17 protein-coding genes are annotated in these 15159 nt (G+C 60.9%); 10 read left to right on the forward strand and 7 right to left on the reverse strand.

Going from position 1 to position 15159, the window contains the following annotated elements; translation table 11 throughout:
* Positions 1–40 precede the first annotated feature (40 nt).
* On the reverse strand, positions 41–1000 hold the full coding sequence (locus tag AC4PS7_RS13365; protein ID WP_176332119.1) for a diiron oxygenase: 960 nt from the start codon (positions 998–1000) through the stop codon (positions 41–43).
* Positions 1001–1080: 80 nt separating this feature from the next.
* Entirely contained in the window at positions 1081–1866 is a 786-nt protein-coding gene (locus AC4PS7_RS13370; protein ID WP_010211117.1) for a crotonase/enoyl-CoA hydratase family protein, read from the reverse strand.
* 107 nt (positions 1867–1973) lie between these two features.
* On the opposite strand from AC4PS7_RS13370, the gene AC4PS7_RS13375 reads away from it, so the two are divergent.
* The 3 genes from AC4PS7_RS13375 to AC4PS7_RS13385 all read left to right on the forward strand — a co-directional run bounded on the left by AC4PS7_RS13375 (position 1974) and on the right by AC4PS7_RS13385 (position 5792).
* On the forward strand, positions 1974–2771 hold the full coding sequence (locus AC4PS7_RS13375; RefSeq protein ID WP_198831590.1) for an AraC family transcriptional regulator: 798 nt from the start codon (positions 1974–1976) through the stop codon (positions 2769–2771).
* Between the two features lie 103 nt (positions 2772–2874).
* A complete protein-coding gene (locus AC4PS7_RS13380) occupies positions 2875–4428 on the forward strand; it encodes a DUF726 domain-containing protein (RefSeq protein ID WP_021493296.1) in 1554 nt (517 codons plus the stop codon).
* Between the two features lie 41 nt (positions 4429–4469).
* On the forward strand, positions 4470–5792 hold the full coding sequence (locus AC4PS7_RS13385) for an Nramp family divalent metal transporter (RefSeq protein ID WP_010211114.1): 1323 nt from the start codon (positions 4470–4472) through the stop codon (positions 5790–5792).
* A gap of 12 nt (positions 5793–5804) precedes the next feature.
* Here AC4PS7_RS13385 and AC4PS7_RS13390 read toward each other — a convergent pair whose 3' ends face one another.
* Positions 5805–6737, reverse strand: a complete 933-nt coding sequence (locus AC4PS7_RS13390) for a LysR family transcriptional regulator (RefSeq protein WP_045792272.1) — start codon at positions 6735–6737, stop codon at positions 5805–5807.
* 118 nt (positions 6738–6855) lie between these two features.
* Between AC4PS7_RS13390 and AC4PS7_RS13395 the strand changes: the two genes are divergently transcribed.
* From AC4PS7_RS13395 to AC4PS7_RS13405, 3 genes are all read left to right on the forward strand, one after another.
* A complete protein-coding gene (locus tag AC4PS7_RS13395; protein WP_010211111.1) occupies positions 6856–7344 on the forward strand; it encodes a DMT family transporter in 489 nt (162 codons plus the stop codon).
* Positions 7345–7348: 4 nt separating this feature from the next.
* Positions 7349–7801, forward strand: a complete 453-nt coding sequence (locus tag AC4PS7_RS13400; protein ID WP_045792271.1) for a DMT family transporter — start codon at positions 7349–7351, stop codon at positions 7799–7801.
* Between the two features lie 89 nt (positions 7802–7890).
* Positions 7891–8061, forward strand: a complete 171-nt coding sequence (locus AC4PS7_RS13405) for a metallothionein (RefSeq protein ID WP_010211108.1) — start codon at positions 7891–7893, stop codon at positions 8059–8061.
* 29 nt (positions 8062–8090) lie between these two features.
* Here AC4PS7_RS13405 and AC4PS7_RS13410 read toward each other — a convergent pair whose 3' ends face one another.
* Positions 8091–8363, reverse strand: coding sequence for a hypothetical protein (locus AC4PS7_RS13410; protein ID WP_045792270.1), 273 nt, complete (start codon positions 8361–8363; stop codon positions 8091–8093).
* A gap of 146 nt (positions 8364–8509) precedes the next feature.
* Between AC4PS7_RS13410 and AC4PS7_RS13415 the strand changes: the two genes are divergently transcribed.
* The 3 genes from AC4PS7_RS13415 to AC4PS7_RS13425 all read left to right on the forward strand — a co-directional run bounded on the left by AC4PS7_RS13415 (position 8510) and on the right by AC4PS7_RS13425 (position 10527).
* Entirely contained in the window at positions 8510–9274 is a 765-nt protein-coding gene (locus AC4PS7_RS13415; protein WP_492179537.1) for an AraC family transcriptional regulator, read from the forward strand.
* Between the two features lie 89 nt (positions 9275–9363).
* Positions 9364–9537 carry a DUF1427 family protein gene (locus AC4PS7_RS13420; RefSeq protein ID WP_080923195.1) on the forward strand — a complete coding sequence of 58 codons (174 nt, stop codon included), beginning with the start codon at positions 9364–9366 and terminating at the stop codon, positions 9535–9537.
* Between the two features lie 30 nt (positions 9538–9567).
* Positions 9568–10527: a quinone oxidoreductase family protein gene (locus AC4PS7_RS13425; RefSeq protein WP_106119667.1), complete on the forward strand. Its 960-nt coding sequence runs from the start codon at positions 9568–9570 to the stop codon at positions 10525–10527.
* A 9-nt stretch (positions 10528–10536) separates the two neighbouring features.
* Here AC4PS7_RS13425 and AC4PS7_RS13430 read toward each other — a convergent pair whose 3' ends face one another.
* The 3 genes from AC4PS7_RS13430 to AC4PS7_RS13440 all read right to left on the reverse strand — a co-directional run bounded on the left by AC4PS7_RS13430 (position 10537) and on the right by AC4PS7_RS13440 (position 13621).
* Positions 10537–11565: a purine-nucleoside phosphorylase gene (locus AC4PS7_RS13430; protein ID WP_045792269.1), complete on the reverse strand. Its 1029-nt coding sequence runs from the start codon at positions 11563–11565 to the stop codon at positions 10537–10539.
* Between the two features lie 14 nt (positions 11566–11579).
* Entirely contained in the window at positions 11580–12527 is a 948-nt protein-coding gene (locus tag AC4PS7_RS13435) for a nucleoside-specific channel-forming protein Tsx (RefSeq protein ID WP_021493292.1), read from the reverse strand.
* Between the two features lie 155 nt (positions 12528–12682).
* The gene (locus AC4PS7_RS13440) at positions 12683–13621 is read right to left on the reverse strand and encodes an AraC family transcriptional regulator (protein WP_045792268.1); all 939 of its coding nucleotides are present in this window, start codon (positions 13619–13621) and stop codon (positions 12683–12685) included.
* Between the two features lie 211 nt (positions 13622–13832).
* Here AC4PS7_RS13440 and AC4PS7_RS13445 point away from each other — a divergent pair, with 211 nt between their 5' ends.
* A complete protein-coding gene (locus AC4PS7_RS13445; protein ID WP_010211100.1) occupies positions 13833–15143 on the forward strand; it encodes an ABC transporter substrate-binding protein in 1311 nt (436 codons plus the stop codon).
* The last annotated feature ends 16 nt before the right edge of the window (positions 15144–15159 follow it).

Genomic DNA, 15159 nt, shown 5'->3' on the forward strand with positions numbered 1-15159 from the left:
TTACTCTATTGAATTTGTAGTGATCAGCAGCACGCTGGTTTCAAGCGGTGGTGACCGGTTCGTTCATCACCTGTAACTCGGGCAGCACCGCTTCGGGGTGTATGCCGATGGAGCTGAGGATCTCGGGCATGGCCGAGTAGTCCGCTTCGCCGGTCTCGGTAAATTGAGTCGGTAGCAGCAGCGAGGGATCGCCGAATACTTCGAGCAGTTGCGGCAGGATGATTCGCCACGCTGAAATCTCGCGCATCGGGAAGATCCGGATGGAGTTGGCGATGCCGCGGGTGAACAAGGCGGTTTGCTGCGCGGTGAAGCCACCGACGACCTGCTGCACGAACAGCGGAAAGATGTGCTTGTGCACCAGTTCGTCTTTTTTGTGCAGGGCTACCACATGGCGGAACACCGGCTGGATGTCCGGCGCGTTGCTGAGGTCGGCCAGGTAGTCGCTGATGAATGTCTCCGAGACCAGCGAGAAGGCCAGGCGATAGATCTTGAAATCCGCCTCGGACAAGGTGGCCTGGGCCTGGCTCAGGTGGCGGGTCAGTTCCAGCTCCGGCCATTTGATGCGCATGCCGCGCTGGGTGATCGCCAGCTCACACATGTTGATCGAAAACAGCGTGTGATAAGCCTCATCCGCCAGGGTTTCAGAAATCGTCGCGGCGCTGGCGGAGCTCAGGCGCGAGCCCAGCTGCAGCAGGTCGATGCAGGACGGGCAAATGATCTCGGTTTCGATGGCGATGGTTTTCTGGTTGTAGATCACCCAGCCGGCCGACAGGATCAGCAGCTTCAGGGCATGGGGGTAAGCCTGGTAATGCGGGTCATGGGCGAAAGGTAACAGGGCCTCGAGAAAGTCCGGCGCCTGCAGGTCCAGCTGGATATCCGGGCGTTGGGAATCGAGCTTGATCTGTGCGCGTTTATGCCAGCTGCGTTCGATTTTGATCAATCGTTCATCGGTCGCGTCATTGCTGCGATAAAGATCGTCTTGAGTGCTGTGCTGAAACATGGTTTCACCGGGTTAATAGTGAGTTGTGACGGCCATCCATGGTTTGCCGAGGTGTGCCCGGCAACGTTCACGACCGGGAGTTACACCGCTGGCGCGGTCTGGATCTTGTCCTTCTTGCGATCCAGGAAGTCGGCCAGGCGATCCTGTGTGCGGATGTCGGAAGACACCACGGCGGCGATCAAGGCTTCCGTCATCAGGCCGTCCTGCTGGCTCTGATCGACAATGCGTGGCAACACATGGGTCACCGCGTAGTTGGTCATGGGCAGGTTGCCGGCGATCTTGTGTGCCAACTCGGTGGCCTTGAGTAACGCCTGGCCGACCGGCACCAGGTACTGGGCCACGCCGCGTTCATAGCTTTCCTTGGCGTAGAGCGTGCGGCCAGTGAGCATCATGTCGGTCATCAGGGCGATGCCGGCGATACGTGGGAAGCGTACCGAGGCGCCGACGCCGACATACAGGCCACGCATGGCTTCGGGCAGCGAGAAGAAGGCGCTGTCATCCACCACGCGCAAGCTGCAGGCGGTGGCGATTTCCAGGCCGCCACCGATGGCGGCACCGGTAATGGCGGCTACCACGGGCACCTTGCCAAACTGGATCAGTTCGAAGGTCTTGTGCCATTCGCGGAAGGCCTGGACGTTATCGATGACCGATTGGTCGCGGATTTCCGACAGGTCCAACCCCGTGCAGAAATGCTGGCTGGTGCTGTAGAGCACGGCGGCACCAATGCCGTCGGGTATGTTGGTGAAGGTATCGCGCAGTTCGTGCATCACTTCCAGAGACATCGCGTTTCGCTTCTGCGGGCGGTTGAGACCCACCATCAAAACGGCGCCGTCTACGCTTACGTCCAAGTAGTTTTTGCCACTCATTTTCCGAATATCCCTTCGATATGAACCCAACTTGGGGAGCGACGATTCTAGGTGGCAGAGTGATGGCCCGCTTGCTATGTCAGGTCATACTTTGACAAAATTGGGCCATGCCACCGACCTTCAGTTTTTCTCCTTATGAACCCGATAGCCCCGAAGCGGTGGTGACGCTGCGCGAGTACCCGTCCGGTACGGTGTTTCCACGGCATACCCACCGGCGCGGGCAGTTCGCCTATGCGTCCACCGGCGCGTTGAAAATGTTCACTGACCTCGGCAATTGGGTCGTGCCGCCGCAGCGCGCCATTTGGGTGCCGGCCGGGATATCCCATGAGATGCACATGCGCGGCGACGTGGTGATGCTCAATACCTACCTGAATGACGACGCGGCCCAACGCGCTGGGTTGCAGGACTATTGCCAGGTGTTTGGCGTCTCGCCGCTGTTGCGCCATCTATTGGAGGCGGCGCTGGCGATTGGGCCATCGGCGTCGCCGAGCGTGCGCGATCGGTGTGTGCTGACCCTGCTGATCGATGAAATCGGCGCCATGCCCGAGTTGCCCCTCAGTGCGCCATTGCCCTCCGAAGCGCGGCTGGCCCGTTCTTGTCAGCGTTTCCTTGAGGCACCGACGCAGAAAATTTCCATCTGCGAGATGGCCGACTGGTCGAGCATGAGCCGGCGCACCTTTACCCGTAACTTCCGTGAATGCACCGGCATGACCTTTGTGTCATGGCGCCAGCAGGTGTGCCTGTTGGAAGCGACGGCGCGGCTCAGTCATGGCTCGTCCATTACCGATGTGGCGTTCGAGTTGGGGTTCAGCAGCTCCAGCGCGTTCACCTCGGTGTTTCGCCGTAACCTGGGCGATTCACCGGCGCGTTACCTGGCCAAGTCCAAGGCTGCTTCCATCTTCTGAAAGAAAGGGGGGGCCAACGTGGTGCCTTTTCCCCCAGCGGTACGACGTTGAGCCGTGGCCTTTGTTACTATCGCCGTCCCTTGTCACCCGGAGTCACCGGCCCATGCAACACCAGTGGGATGAAATGCACCGCACCCGCAAGCCCACGTTCCTGATGTGCGGTGAGCCTCAGGGCGATGTGCTTAATCTCTATGTCCACGGCTATTCGGCGTTCTTCAACCGGCAACAACTGGGCAGCTTCAAGGCACAGTTGGCGGGTATCGAAGGCTCCACCAACCTGATGTTGTTCTGGCCGGCGGGGCATTTCCTGGAGAACCTGTTTGCACCGTTCAAGGATGTGATCGGCGCGATGCTCGGCGGCGGCAGCCTGGGCGCGGCGACTGTCGGGTTGGGCAAGGCGATTGCGTATTTCCTCGACCACTACAAAAGCGTCGAGGCCCGTGTGGACGAGGTCGCCAGGAGCCTGCTGCCGGAACTGGCTCACTACCTGCACAGCGAGTCCCTGGCAGTCCGGCGTATCAACCTGATCGGCCATTCCCTTGGCGCACGCATTCTGGTCAAGAGCCTGCTCGCCAGCCCCGACACCGCCCGCGAACTGCCATTGGACAATCTGCTGTTGATGGGCGGGGCAATCTGTACGTCGAGCCCGTGGGATGATGTATCAGCGCCGCTCAACGGGCGCGTGATCAACTGCCACTCCAGCAAAGACTGGGCGCTGGCGCTGAAACCGGATACTGAGCGTTGCATCGGTCGCTATGCGATCCCGGTGACGCCGGCGCTCAAGGCCAAGGTCACCAACGTGCACCTGGCGACCTTCGATCACGCCGCCTATTGGCCGCAGTTGCAGACGGTGGTGCAGTACACCGACCTGCTGCACGAGCGACGCGGCATGATCCGCTCCGACCAGCGCAGCGCTGAAGTGCGTTTTGCCGAAGAGGACGCGGAGTTGTTCCCGGCGTTGGTACAGGCGCGACCTGAAGAGTTGAAATTCCTCGCCGAACTGATGGCGCAAAAACGCAGTGCATCCATAGACGCCACTGCGCGCGAGCCGCTCAAGCTGGCGATTGAGTTGCAGCGCATGGGCGGCGATACCTTTATGAACCTGGCCCGAGGCCATGGCGTGAGTTACCGCCAGATCGCTGAAGATGTGGTGCAGCGGCTGGGGATCAAGTTCGATGAGCCTCTTGATAGTGTCGCGCTGGCCGATCTTGAAACCGAGGTCGCCGAAAAACTCATCGAACAGTACAAAGACAAGCTCAGCAGCGCGGATCGGCAGGTATTCGACGCCGAACTCAAGGCCGCCGCGCAAAAGGAGCAGGGGCTGTTCAGTCGTTTTGACGTAGGCCGGTCGGCCACCACCGCGTTGAGCGGTACGGCGCTGGCCGGGCTGACCGGGTTTATCCTGCGTCGCGGTGCGGCCACGGCGATTCCGGTGGTGGGGCAGGCGGTGGCGGCGGCGATGCTGTTGGTCAGCGGCGTGCGCGCGTTTTCCGGCCCGGCGTATTCGATCACCACGCTGGCGGTGCTGGTGGTCGGCGTGATTCGCCAGCGCATGGAGCGTGAAGCGCTGAACCAGGAGATGGACCTGGTGGTGCAAGTGGTCGAAGCGTTCGACCTGCCGCGGGACACGGTGATGCGCACCGTCGCGTCCGACTGATAAGCTGCGCCTCTATCGAGAGTGTTTGCCTGGGATACCGCGTGAAATTCAGCCTGCCAAAAATCGCTACTGCCCCATTTTGCCCGCCGGAAGTGGCCGGTTCCGTTGCCGTTGATCCCAAGGCTTCGTTTTTCAAGCGCGCGCTGATGTTCGCCGGCCCAGGCCTGCTGATCTCCATTGGCTACATGGACCCCGGCAACTGGGCCACGGCCATCGAGGCGGGCTCACGCTACGGTTATAACCTGTTGTTCGTGGTGCTGCTGGCCAGCCTGGCGGGGATGGCGGTGCAGTGCCTGTGCTCGCGGCTGGGCATCGCCACCGGCAAGGACCTGGCGCAGCTATGCCGCGAGCGCTACAGCAGGCGGTCTGCACGCACCCAGTGGGTGTTGGCGGAAATCTCCATCGTCGCCACCGACCTTGCCGAAGTGCTGGGCTGTGCCCTGGCATTCCACTTGCTGCTGGGGGTGTCGCTGACCACCGGCATTGTCATTACTGCCTTCGACACGCTGCTGATCCTGGCCCTGCAGAACCGGGGTTTCCGTCGTCTGGAAGCGATCATGCTGGCACTGGTAGCGACGATCGGCGTGTGTTTCTTCATCGAACTGGTATTGATCAAACCGTACTGGCCTGACGTGTTCAGCGGTTTTACTCCGTCACTGTCGGCCATCAGCGATGCTGCACCGCTGTACCTGGCCATCGGCATCCTCGGTGCCACGGTGATGCCGCATAACCTCTACCTGCACAGCTCCATTGTGCAAACTCGCCTGATTGGCAAGGATCTGGCCAGCAAACAGGACGCGGTCAAGTTGGCGCGTATCGACACCATTGGCTCGTTGGCCCTGGCCTTGTTGGTCAACGCCGCGATTCTGGTGCTCGCCGCCGCAGCCTTCCACAAGACTGGCCACACCGACGTGGTCGAGATCCAGGATGCCTATCACCTGCTTGATCCATTGGTCGGCGGTGCCTTCGCCAGCATCCTGTTTGGCATTGCCTTGCTGGCCTCTGGGCAGAGTTCCACCTTTACCGGCACCATCGCCGGGCAGGTGATCATGGAGGGCTACCTCAACCTGCGTATTCCTTGCTGGCAACGGCGTTTGATCACCCGTGGGCTGGCGTTGATCCCCGCGTTCCTGGGGGTATGGCTGATGGGCGACGATGCCATTGGCAAATTGCTGATCCTCAGCCAGGTGGTGCTCAGCCTGCAGTTGCCGTTTGCGCTGTATCCGTTGATTCGCATGACCGGCGACAAACAGCTGATGGGGCCGTTCGTGAATCGGCTGCCAACACGCTTGCTGGCGTGGTTTCTGTTTGCGCTGATCAGTGGGGCGAATGCCTGGCTGATTGGGCAATGGGTGTTTGGATAGACGCAACAAAGCTCACCGATCCCAATAAGGCACCCCGCCAAAGCACTCTACAAAGTAATCAATCACCGTCCGCACCTTCAGCGACAACCGTCGGCTCCCCGGCCACAGGGCTGCAATCTGCTGCGGCTCCAATGTTGTCGCCACTTCGTACTCCGTCAGCACCGCCTGCAAAGTGCCCGCGCGCAAACTGTCGCCAATCAACCAGGAAGGAAACACCACCAGTCCCAACCCTTGTTCGGCGGCGTGGGTGAGGGTGTCGGCATGGTTGCCGGTGATCGGGCCCTTGACGCTATAAGGTGCCCAGTCGCCCTGGCCCTTGCGGAAGAACCAGCGTTGCTGGCCGGTGATGCCTTTGTAGGCCAGGCACTGGTGGTTGATCAGTTCGTCAGGATGCTTGGGGATGCCATGTCGGATGAGGTAGGCAGGGCTGGCGGCGATGCGAAAGCGTTGGGGAGCGAAGATGCGTGCCTGCATGCTGGAGTCGTTGAGCACGCCGATGCGAAAGAGCAGGTCGGTGCCGTCTTGCAGCGGGTCGACGTAGGTGTCGGTTTGCTGGATATCCAATTGCAGTTTTGGATAACGCCGGCACAACTCGCCCAGCCAAGGGGAGAGATGGCGCTGCCCGAACACCATCGGCGCATTGATGCGCACCAGGCCGCTGGGCTCGCTTTCCTGTTCCTGCAGCGCCTGGCCGGCGGCTTCCAGTTGTTCCAGCATCAAGCGGGCATGTCGCCCGAGCAGGCGTCCGGCTTCGGTAGGGCTGACTGCGCGGGTGTGACGGTAGAGTAACTGCTGGCCGAGGGCCTGTTCCATCAGCTGGATCTGCCGGGAAATGGAGGAGGGCGCCAGGCCCTCACGGCGCGCCACTTCGGAAAAGCTGCCTAAGTCCAGCACGGCGACGAACAGGCGCAGTGCCTTGAAGCTCAGTTCATTCAAGCCTTGCATGGTGTCTCCAGGCTGTGCGTTTTGCGCAAAGGTGTTGTAGGCATGCTCCCATTTATCGCATAGGACTGCCACCGGATAATGCGCGCCATCCAATCCTTTGTTGATGTGCAGGTGATGTATGCAAGCGAGTTCCATTGAGGGTGTGGCGCACGCCAAGCCGAAAAAAAATGTCCTGCGGCTACTGCTTTTGCCGCTGGTGATACTGGCTGGCATGGGATTGTCGGTTGAAGCCGGCCTGCTCGGGCCATTGGGTGTGCAGGTCGGGCATTTGTGGGCGACATTGAGCATCTTTGGCGTGGGCTCGGCCATCCTGTTTCTGCTGCTGTTGTTCAGCGGCCCGCAAAAAGGCCCGGCACTCTCCGAGCTGCCACGTTGGCAGTTGATCGGCGGTTTCCTGGGGCCGATCTATGTGGTGGTGCTGACCTTGGCCACGCCCCATATCGGCATCGCGATGACCATGATCGCGATTCTCTCGGGTCAAGTTGGCAAGAGCGTGCTGATCGACCATTTCGGCTGGTTCGGCACGGCGCGCAAGCGGGTCAATGGCGAACGCTGGATCGCCTTGACCTTGATTGTGGTGGCACTTGTTCTGATTGCACGAGGTTAAGGCGATGAATCTGATTCTGTTACTGGTTGTTGTGGTCGCCGCAGGTGCGGTGTTGAGTGTGCAAGCCGCCATCAATGGTCGCTTGGGCCAGACGGTGGGTGTGTTGCGCGGCAGCCTGGTGACCTTTGTGGTCGGGGCGATTGTCACCGCGTTGTTGATTCTGTTCTTTGAGCCCGCCCAGGAGGTGAGCTTGCTGGAGGTGCCGAAATGGCAACTCACGGGGGCCTTGTTCGGCGTGGTGTACATGATGGTCATGGTCGGCGCAGTGCCTGTCGTCGGCACGGCGGTTGCGACGGTGGCGGTGATCGTCGGGCAATTGGGCATGGGCATGCTGATCGACAACTTTGGCTGGCTGGGCAACCCGGCGATTGAGTTGTCGGGGGCGCGGATCGTGGCGATGGTGTGCCTCGCCCTGGCCCTGGTGTTCATGTACCGCAGCAATACCCGCACCGACTGACGGTTTGAACCATCGCCGGCGGGCCGCAGTCACTGATTAAGGTGCCGGCGCCCGCCGCACCGGGACGACCATGAAAAAGGAGTCTGACCATGCCAGATAAAACCTGTGCCTGCCCACACTGCAAGTGTGTGCTGGGAGCTGACGCGGTAATGAAGGACGGCAAGGGCTATTGCTGTCAGGGCTGTGCGGAGCACCATGCCCATGGTGAGCCGTGTGCGGCGGCAACCGGCTGCGAGTGCGCCAAGTCCGCCAAAAGCTGACATGTTTGCGGGAGCCGGCTTGCCGGCTCCTATTGCCGCTCGAGTTCGAGCCGCAAGCTATGGTCCGCCAGGTTTCGACGATGCTTTACAACCCCGCTCGTGCGACGCCCCTCCAGCGCCAACACCACCGTTTGCGCATCACGTAGATCGTCCGGCAACGGTTGGAACACGTTGAGTACCGTCCAGCCAGGTTGATGTTGCACGCTCACTTGGCATTCGACATGCCGGGTAATCGGCCCGAACAGGGTGTCCTGGGTGTAGTCGATCCGTGCCTTGCCGTTGACCAATTGTGTTGAATCCATTGTCTCTCTCCTTGATCAAGCGGGTGGCGCGCGCTTCCGAGCTGCGCCGGTATAAGCCAATGATCCCCGTGGGTCGCAAAAATTCACTCGGATTGTCGGGCGGTGGTCATTACCATGGCGGCTCACCCTTGCTTGATGTGCACTCCATGGCCCTGGCTGCGCCTCCCGACCTCAGTGATCACGCCGTCCCCGTGCAGCCCCTGGCGCGCACTTATCCGCGTGGGCTGTACGTTGAACCCCATAGCCATGACTGGGGCCAATTGCTCTATGCCATGAGCGGCGTGATGTGGGTCGAGACACCGCGCGAAGCCCTGATGGTGCCGCCACAACGCGCCGTTTGGCTGCCGCCCGGGGTGGCGCATGGGATTCGTGTGGTGTCGGATTTGCAGATGCGCAACATCTACCTGCGCCCGGCACTGGCGGCCACGTTGGACAGCCAGGTGCAGGTGATCGAAGTCGGTGGGTTGCTGCGTGAGTTGATCGTCACGCTGGTGGAGGAGGGCGATAGCGGCGAGGCGGCGTATTACGGCGCCGTGGTCAGCCTGGCCTTGCTGGAGTTGCAGCGGGCGCGGCGTTCGCAGATCCGCATCGCCATGCCGGTGGGCGCTGACCGACGGCTGATCACTGCGTGCCAGGCCATCATGGCTGCGCCCTCCCTGGAGGTTGCTTTCGAACATCATGCCGAAACCGCCGGTGCCAGCGTGCGCACCTTGTCGCGACTGTTCCAGAACAATTTGGGCATGGGCTTCGCCGAATGGCGCCGCCAGGTGCAATTGGCCACCGCAGTGGCGGAGTTGATCCAAGGCCAGTCTGTCAGTGCCATCGCGCGCTCCCTCGGTTACTCCCCCAGCAGTTTCAGCGACATGTTCCGCCGCGAACTCGGTGTGGCGCCTTCGCACTACGTCGACTGAGGGTTTGGCCGAAATCCTGAAGCACTTGGCCGATGCTTCAGGAAGGTGCTCTCTACACTGAGCGCATTCACCTCTAAGGCACGGTCCTCATGAACTACCTGATTTCCCTCGCCATCGGTTTGTTTGTCGGCGTGATCTACGGCGCCTTGGATTTTCGTTCACCCGCACCGCCGGCCATCGCCCTGGTGGGCCTGATGGGCATGTTGCTGGGCGAAAAGCTCTGGCCCATGGGCCGGCAGCTGATAGCCGCCTGGTTCTCCTGATCTCTTTTTTCACTTCGATGGATATTGGCCATGAACGCACTGCAATTTTCCGCCACCGGTGACCTCGCCGCCCTCCACTTCGTTGACGTCGCCACCCCGGTGCCGGCTGCCGGTGAAGTGCTGGTGCAGATCAAGGCCGCCGGTCTTAACCCCAGCGACGTCAAAAACGTGCTCGGCCGCTTTCCCTACACCACATTGCCGCGCATTCCCGGCCGCGATTTTGCCGGGGTGGTGGTGGAGGGGCCGCAGGACCTGGTAGGCCAGGAAGTCTGGGGCACCGGCCGCGACCTGGGCTTTTTTGCCGACGGTTCCCACGCCCAATACCTCACCGTGTCGGCCAACGGCGTGGCGCCTAAGCCCAGCCATCTGAGTTTTGCCCAGGCCGCCAGCCTCGGTGTGCCGTACACCACCGCCTGGGATGCGCTGGAACGCAGTGGCGTGACCAAGGGCACGCGCCTATTGGTGATGGGGGCCAATGGCGCCGTGGGCAGCGCAACCCTGGCCCTGGCGAAAATCCGTGGCGCACAGGTACTGGCCGCTGTGCGCCGGCCGGAGCAGGTCGAGGTATTGCAGGCGCAAGGTTTCGACGCGATGACCTTGGGTAAACCGGAAGACCTCGCTGCGCAGGTCAATGGGGTGTTCAAGGGCGGTGCCGATGTGATCTTCGACACTACCGGTTTCTGGCTACCGGCGGCCGTTTCCGCGTTGGCGCCGTTCGGACGCATCGCCATCATCGCTGCGCCGGGGGATGGCTATGTACAGCTACCCGCCCTGGCCTTGTATCGCAAAGGTGGCTCGGTAGTGGGGATCAATTCGTTGCTCTACACCTGCGAGCAGTGCGCGGTGATGCTGGAGCAGTTCGGACGTTTCTTTGATGACGGCTTGCTGCCGCTGCCCACCGGCCTGCGTGAAGTGGCGCTGGCCGATGGGGTGCAGTGCTATGAGGCGGTGAATCAAGGCAGCGCAGACAAAATCATCCTCCTGCCTTGATCCTGTCGGTCATGCCTGCGGAACGCCTTTTTCCCAGGCTGACCAGTTCTTGAGGATTGCCTGTACCAACGGGTTGCCCGTGCGGTACAGGTTCTCCAGCGCTGGCACAAAACCGCCCTGATCCGCGTACTTCAGCAGGTTGTCCACTTCGCTGTAGCCAGGGTACGGACGGTCGAAGTCCGAGCCTGCACGTACCACCGCCAGGCGCTGGATATCCACCAGACCTTCGCGGCTGGCGCGCAGCAGTGCTTCGTAGGTGGAATTGTCTTCCTGCTGGGTGGTGCAGTATTCGCCTTTGTTGTCGGTCAGCAGCTTGGTCCAGACTTCGGCGCGTTCGCTCAGGCGCGTACCGGAAAACCAGGTGTTGCCCGCCAGGGTGTCGCAGCGGGTGACTTGCGGCGGCTGGTTGGCCGGCGCGGCGGGATAGTGTTTGCGCCAGGCGGCGGATTCCTTGCTTTCAGTGAGTTCGACGTTCTGCGACAAGGCGAATGCCTTGGCCTGCAACTTGGGGTTCAGCTCGAACACTTCGGTCTTGTAATCCAACGGGGGTTTCTCGTTGGGGCCTTTGGTGTTGATGCCGATGTAGCCCGTCGGCCAATCCTTGGGCGCGTCCCGCGAATCCAGCTCCCACTGGGTGCCGAACTCCACCAGGTAGTGGGCCCAGGCGGCGGTGCCGATGGTGCCGTGTTTGGGGCTGATGCCGGCGATCCCCGCGATCAGGAAGTAGCTCTTGCGCAAGTCGAATTTGGGCGACAACGCCAAGGCCAGCGTGGACGCGGCAGCGTTGGTCTGGCCCATGCCGGTGACCAACAGGCACACGTCCTGGGTGTTGCAGCGGATCACCGGGTATTCGGCGGACAGTCCTGGCACGCGCACTTCCTGCTTGAGTTCCAGGCGATCGATCCAGGTTTGCGCCTCGGGGGCGAACATGGTGATCAGCATGACCTTGGGTTTGATCGGCGCAGGTGTATCAGCCAGTACCACGTGGGGCAGCAAGGCCAGGCCGATGGCTATTGAGAGACGTGTAAACGCTTTCATCTAAAGCTCCTTTATCAGAATTGGTAGCCCACGCCGGCGTAGTAACCCCAGCCGTCGGAACGGGCGCGGAAGTTGCCTTCGCCGAAATTCAACTCACTGCCGTCTTCCCAGTTGCCGCCGTTATGGAAGTAACGGCCGACCAGGGTGAAGCGCAGGTGGGTAAACGAGTACAGCAGCACGTTGGTCGCCACCAGGGAGTTGGCGGTTCGCGCCGGGTTGTCCTTGTGCAGGTCGGAGCCGAAATCGTAGTTGGTAAAGCCGATGTAGGTCAGCGAGGCGCCGTTATCAAACTTGCCGATGGGCACGATGTACTTCATTTGCGCGCGGTAGCCGTCCCATGAATATTCATTGCTGGCGCCGTAGTTTTCCCACTGGTAGCGCCCGTAGAAATTGGCCGACAGGTTCACCCGCGAATGGGTGTCGATGTCGGTGCCGAGGCCGCTGTACAGGGTGTTGGCGCGGTTTTCCTTGCGGCTGCCGTGGTCGTAGATCCAGTCGAACGCCACGTACCATTCTTTGAATGGCCCGATCGCCAGGCTGCGGCCGGCCAGGTAGTCGATGGAGATACGGGGTTCGTGTTCCATGAACACCGGCGAACCATGGTCCCACACGCCTTTGTCATTACTGTTACCGATGGTGAGGATCTTCGGCACGTCGATATAGCCGTACAACTCGAAGGGCCCCTTGCGGCCGAAGTACTCGTATTCCAGGTAGATGTCATCCTGCGGCTTGGGGCCGAAGCTAATGTCTTTGCTGCCGATCAATGTCAGGTCCTGGTTGAACCAGTCCGACAGGTACACGCCTTTTTTCGCCGGGCTGGCTTCAGGGCTGAGGGTTTCGCCCTGTGCTGAGTCATCGATGGGTTTGGCCTGCGCCAAAATGGGGGCGCTGAGTACTCCCGTAACGGCGGCCAGTAGCAAGGAAACACCAAAGAGGGCAGGACGCCTTGAGGTGGAGTGCATTGAAAATCCCTATTCGTACGCGGTTTGAACCCGATGCTTCGGGTAAGGATGAACTTGGCAGGCAAGTTCGTACCGCAAACGTTTGCACAGGCTGTACCAAGTTTGCTCAATGGCTTGATCAAACTGAAAAAAACGCGATTTAGTCGACCTTTTGGTCAGAATTGACTGGGTGTCATTTTCTCAATGCACTGGAACAGATGCATCGCGGTTTCCCGTCGATACTCGCTCGGCGTCTGGTGCATCTCGATGCGAAAGTGCCGGTTGAAATTGGACAGGTTGGCGTAGCCCACTTCAAAGCAGATGTCCGCCACCGACATGTCGCTTTGCAACAGCAGCCGGCAGGCGCGCTGGACACGGAACTTGCGCATCAGGTCGATGAACCCGTGGCCGGTGTTGCGCTTGAAGAAACGTGAGAAGCCCGGCTCGCTCATCTCCAGTTGCTGTGCGATTACCGACAGGCGCACATCGCCGGTCAACTCGCGCATCAGATAATCGAACGCCTGGTTGATGCGTTCGGCGCTGCGTGCATCCAGCGTCGGCGCATAGCAGGGGCTGGCCAGGGCCTTGACCTGTTGCGTCGGGGCGTTCTTCAGGGTATCGAGCAGTTTCAGGAACAGGATCAAGCGTTGCAGACCGTGGGCGGTGCCGATGGCTTCCATCAAGCGCGCAGCCTGCAACGCGGTGTCGCCAGTGAATTCCAGCCCGCGGCGGGCATGCTCGAACAGCGGTTGCAGGTCACCGAGCTCTGGCAGGGTTGTGCGCAGGGCGAGGAGGGCGGCGCCGTCGAATTGCAGTACCACATCGCGGCCGGTCAGGTAATCGCCCGGCGCCAGTTCGCCGATCCAGTCGTGGGGCAGGTCAGGGCCGATGAGGGCCACATGCCCGGCACTGAACGCACCGATGTAGTCGCCCGCTACCAGTTTGCCGCTGCCTTGACGGATCAGGTGGATTTCAAATTCGGGGTGGTGGTTCCAGCGCGCCAGGTCATAGGGGTAGTCGTGTTCAAACCAGCGAAAGCAATGCTCTGGCTCGGGCAGGATCACTTCGAGTTCGGCGGGGCGGTGCTCGAACAGCTTGGCGCGGCTGATGGGCATGGCGGGGATTCTTATGATGCTTGGAATCGCTCCAAAATACGCGCCTCGGACAGGGGCGCGCTACCCCTGGTTTTGCCTGGCACTGATACTTTTTTAACCTTCACACCAAGGTTAAAAAAGTACCACTCGCTCATCCTCCACGCGTTTGTGGGGGCTTGGTCAAGCTGCTGTAATCGGCCCTCAACAACAAAAACAACAGGTAGAAACCGCTATGTCCAAGCTCCCGCAAGCGTTGTTCCTGCTTTCCGGCCTGGCGCTGGCCATACCCAGCCACGCCGCCGACACCGTGACCATCGCCACGGTCAACAACAGCGACATGATCCGCATGCAGCGCCTGTCCAAGGTGTTCGAAGAGCAGCACCCGGACATCAAGCTCAACTGGGTGGTACTGGAAGAAAACGTGCTGCGTCAGCGCCTTACCACCGATATCGCCACCCAGGGCGGGCAGTTCGATGTGCTGACCATCGGCACCTACGAAACCCCATTGTGGGGCGCCAAGCACTGGCTGGAACCCTTGACTCAACTGCCGCCCGACTACGACGCCGACGACATCTTCCCTTCGGTGCGCCAGGGCCTGTCGGTCAACAACACCCTGTACGCCTTGCCGTTCTACGGCGAAAGCACCGTCACCTACTACCGCACCGACCTGTTCAAGCAGGCCGGGTTGAGCATGCCCGCGCATCCTACCTGGAGCCAGCTCGGCGAGTTCGCCGCCAAGCTCACCGCCAAGGACAAAGGCCAATACGGCATGTGCCTGCGCGGCAAGGCCGGCTGGGGTGAAAATATCGCCTTGCTGAGCACCATGGCCAACGCCTTTGGCGCACGTTGGTTCGACGAGCAGTGGAAGCCCGAGCTGACCAGTCCCGAGTGGACGGCGGCCGCCAACTTCTACGTCAACACCCTCAAGCAATATGGCCCGCCGGGCGTTTCCAGCAATGGTTTCAACGAAACCCTGGCACTGTTCAACAGCGGCAAATGCGCGATCTGGGTCGATGCCAGCGTCGCCGGCTCCTTCACCACCGACAAGAGCCAGAGCAAGGTCGCCGACAGCGTTGGTTTCGCCGCCGCGCCTACCGAAGTCACCGACAAAGGCTCGTCCTGGTTGTACGCCTGGTCCCTGGCGATTCCGGCCACCTCCAAGCACAAGGACGCCGCCAAGGCGTTCATCAGTTGGGCGACATCCAAGGACTACATCCAGTTGGTCGCCGACAAAGAAGGCATCACCAACGTACCGCCAGGCACTCGCCAGTCTACCTACAGCGAGGCGTACTTGAAGGCCGCACCGTTCGCCCAGGTGACCCTGGAGATGATGAAGCACGCCGACCCCGCGCATCCTTCGGCCAAGCCAGTGCCGTACGTGGGCATCCAGTACGTGACCATTCCCGAGTTCCAGGCGATTGGCACCTCGGTCGGCAAGCTGTTTTCGGCGGCGTTGACTGGCGGTATGTCGGTTGACCAGGCCTTGCTGGACGCCCAGTCCACCACCGAGCGCGAAATGAAACGCGCCGGCTACCCGAAATAACTTCAACAGGACTTTT

Source organism: Pseudomonas sp. DW-iso3, assembly GCF_058725305.1.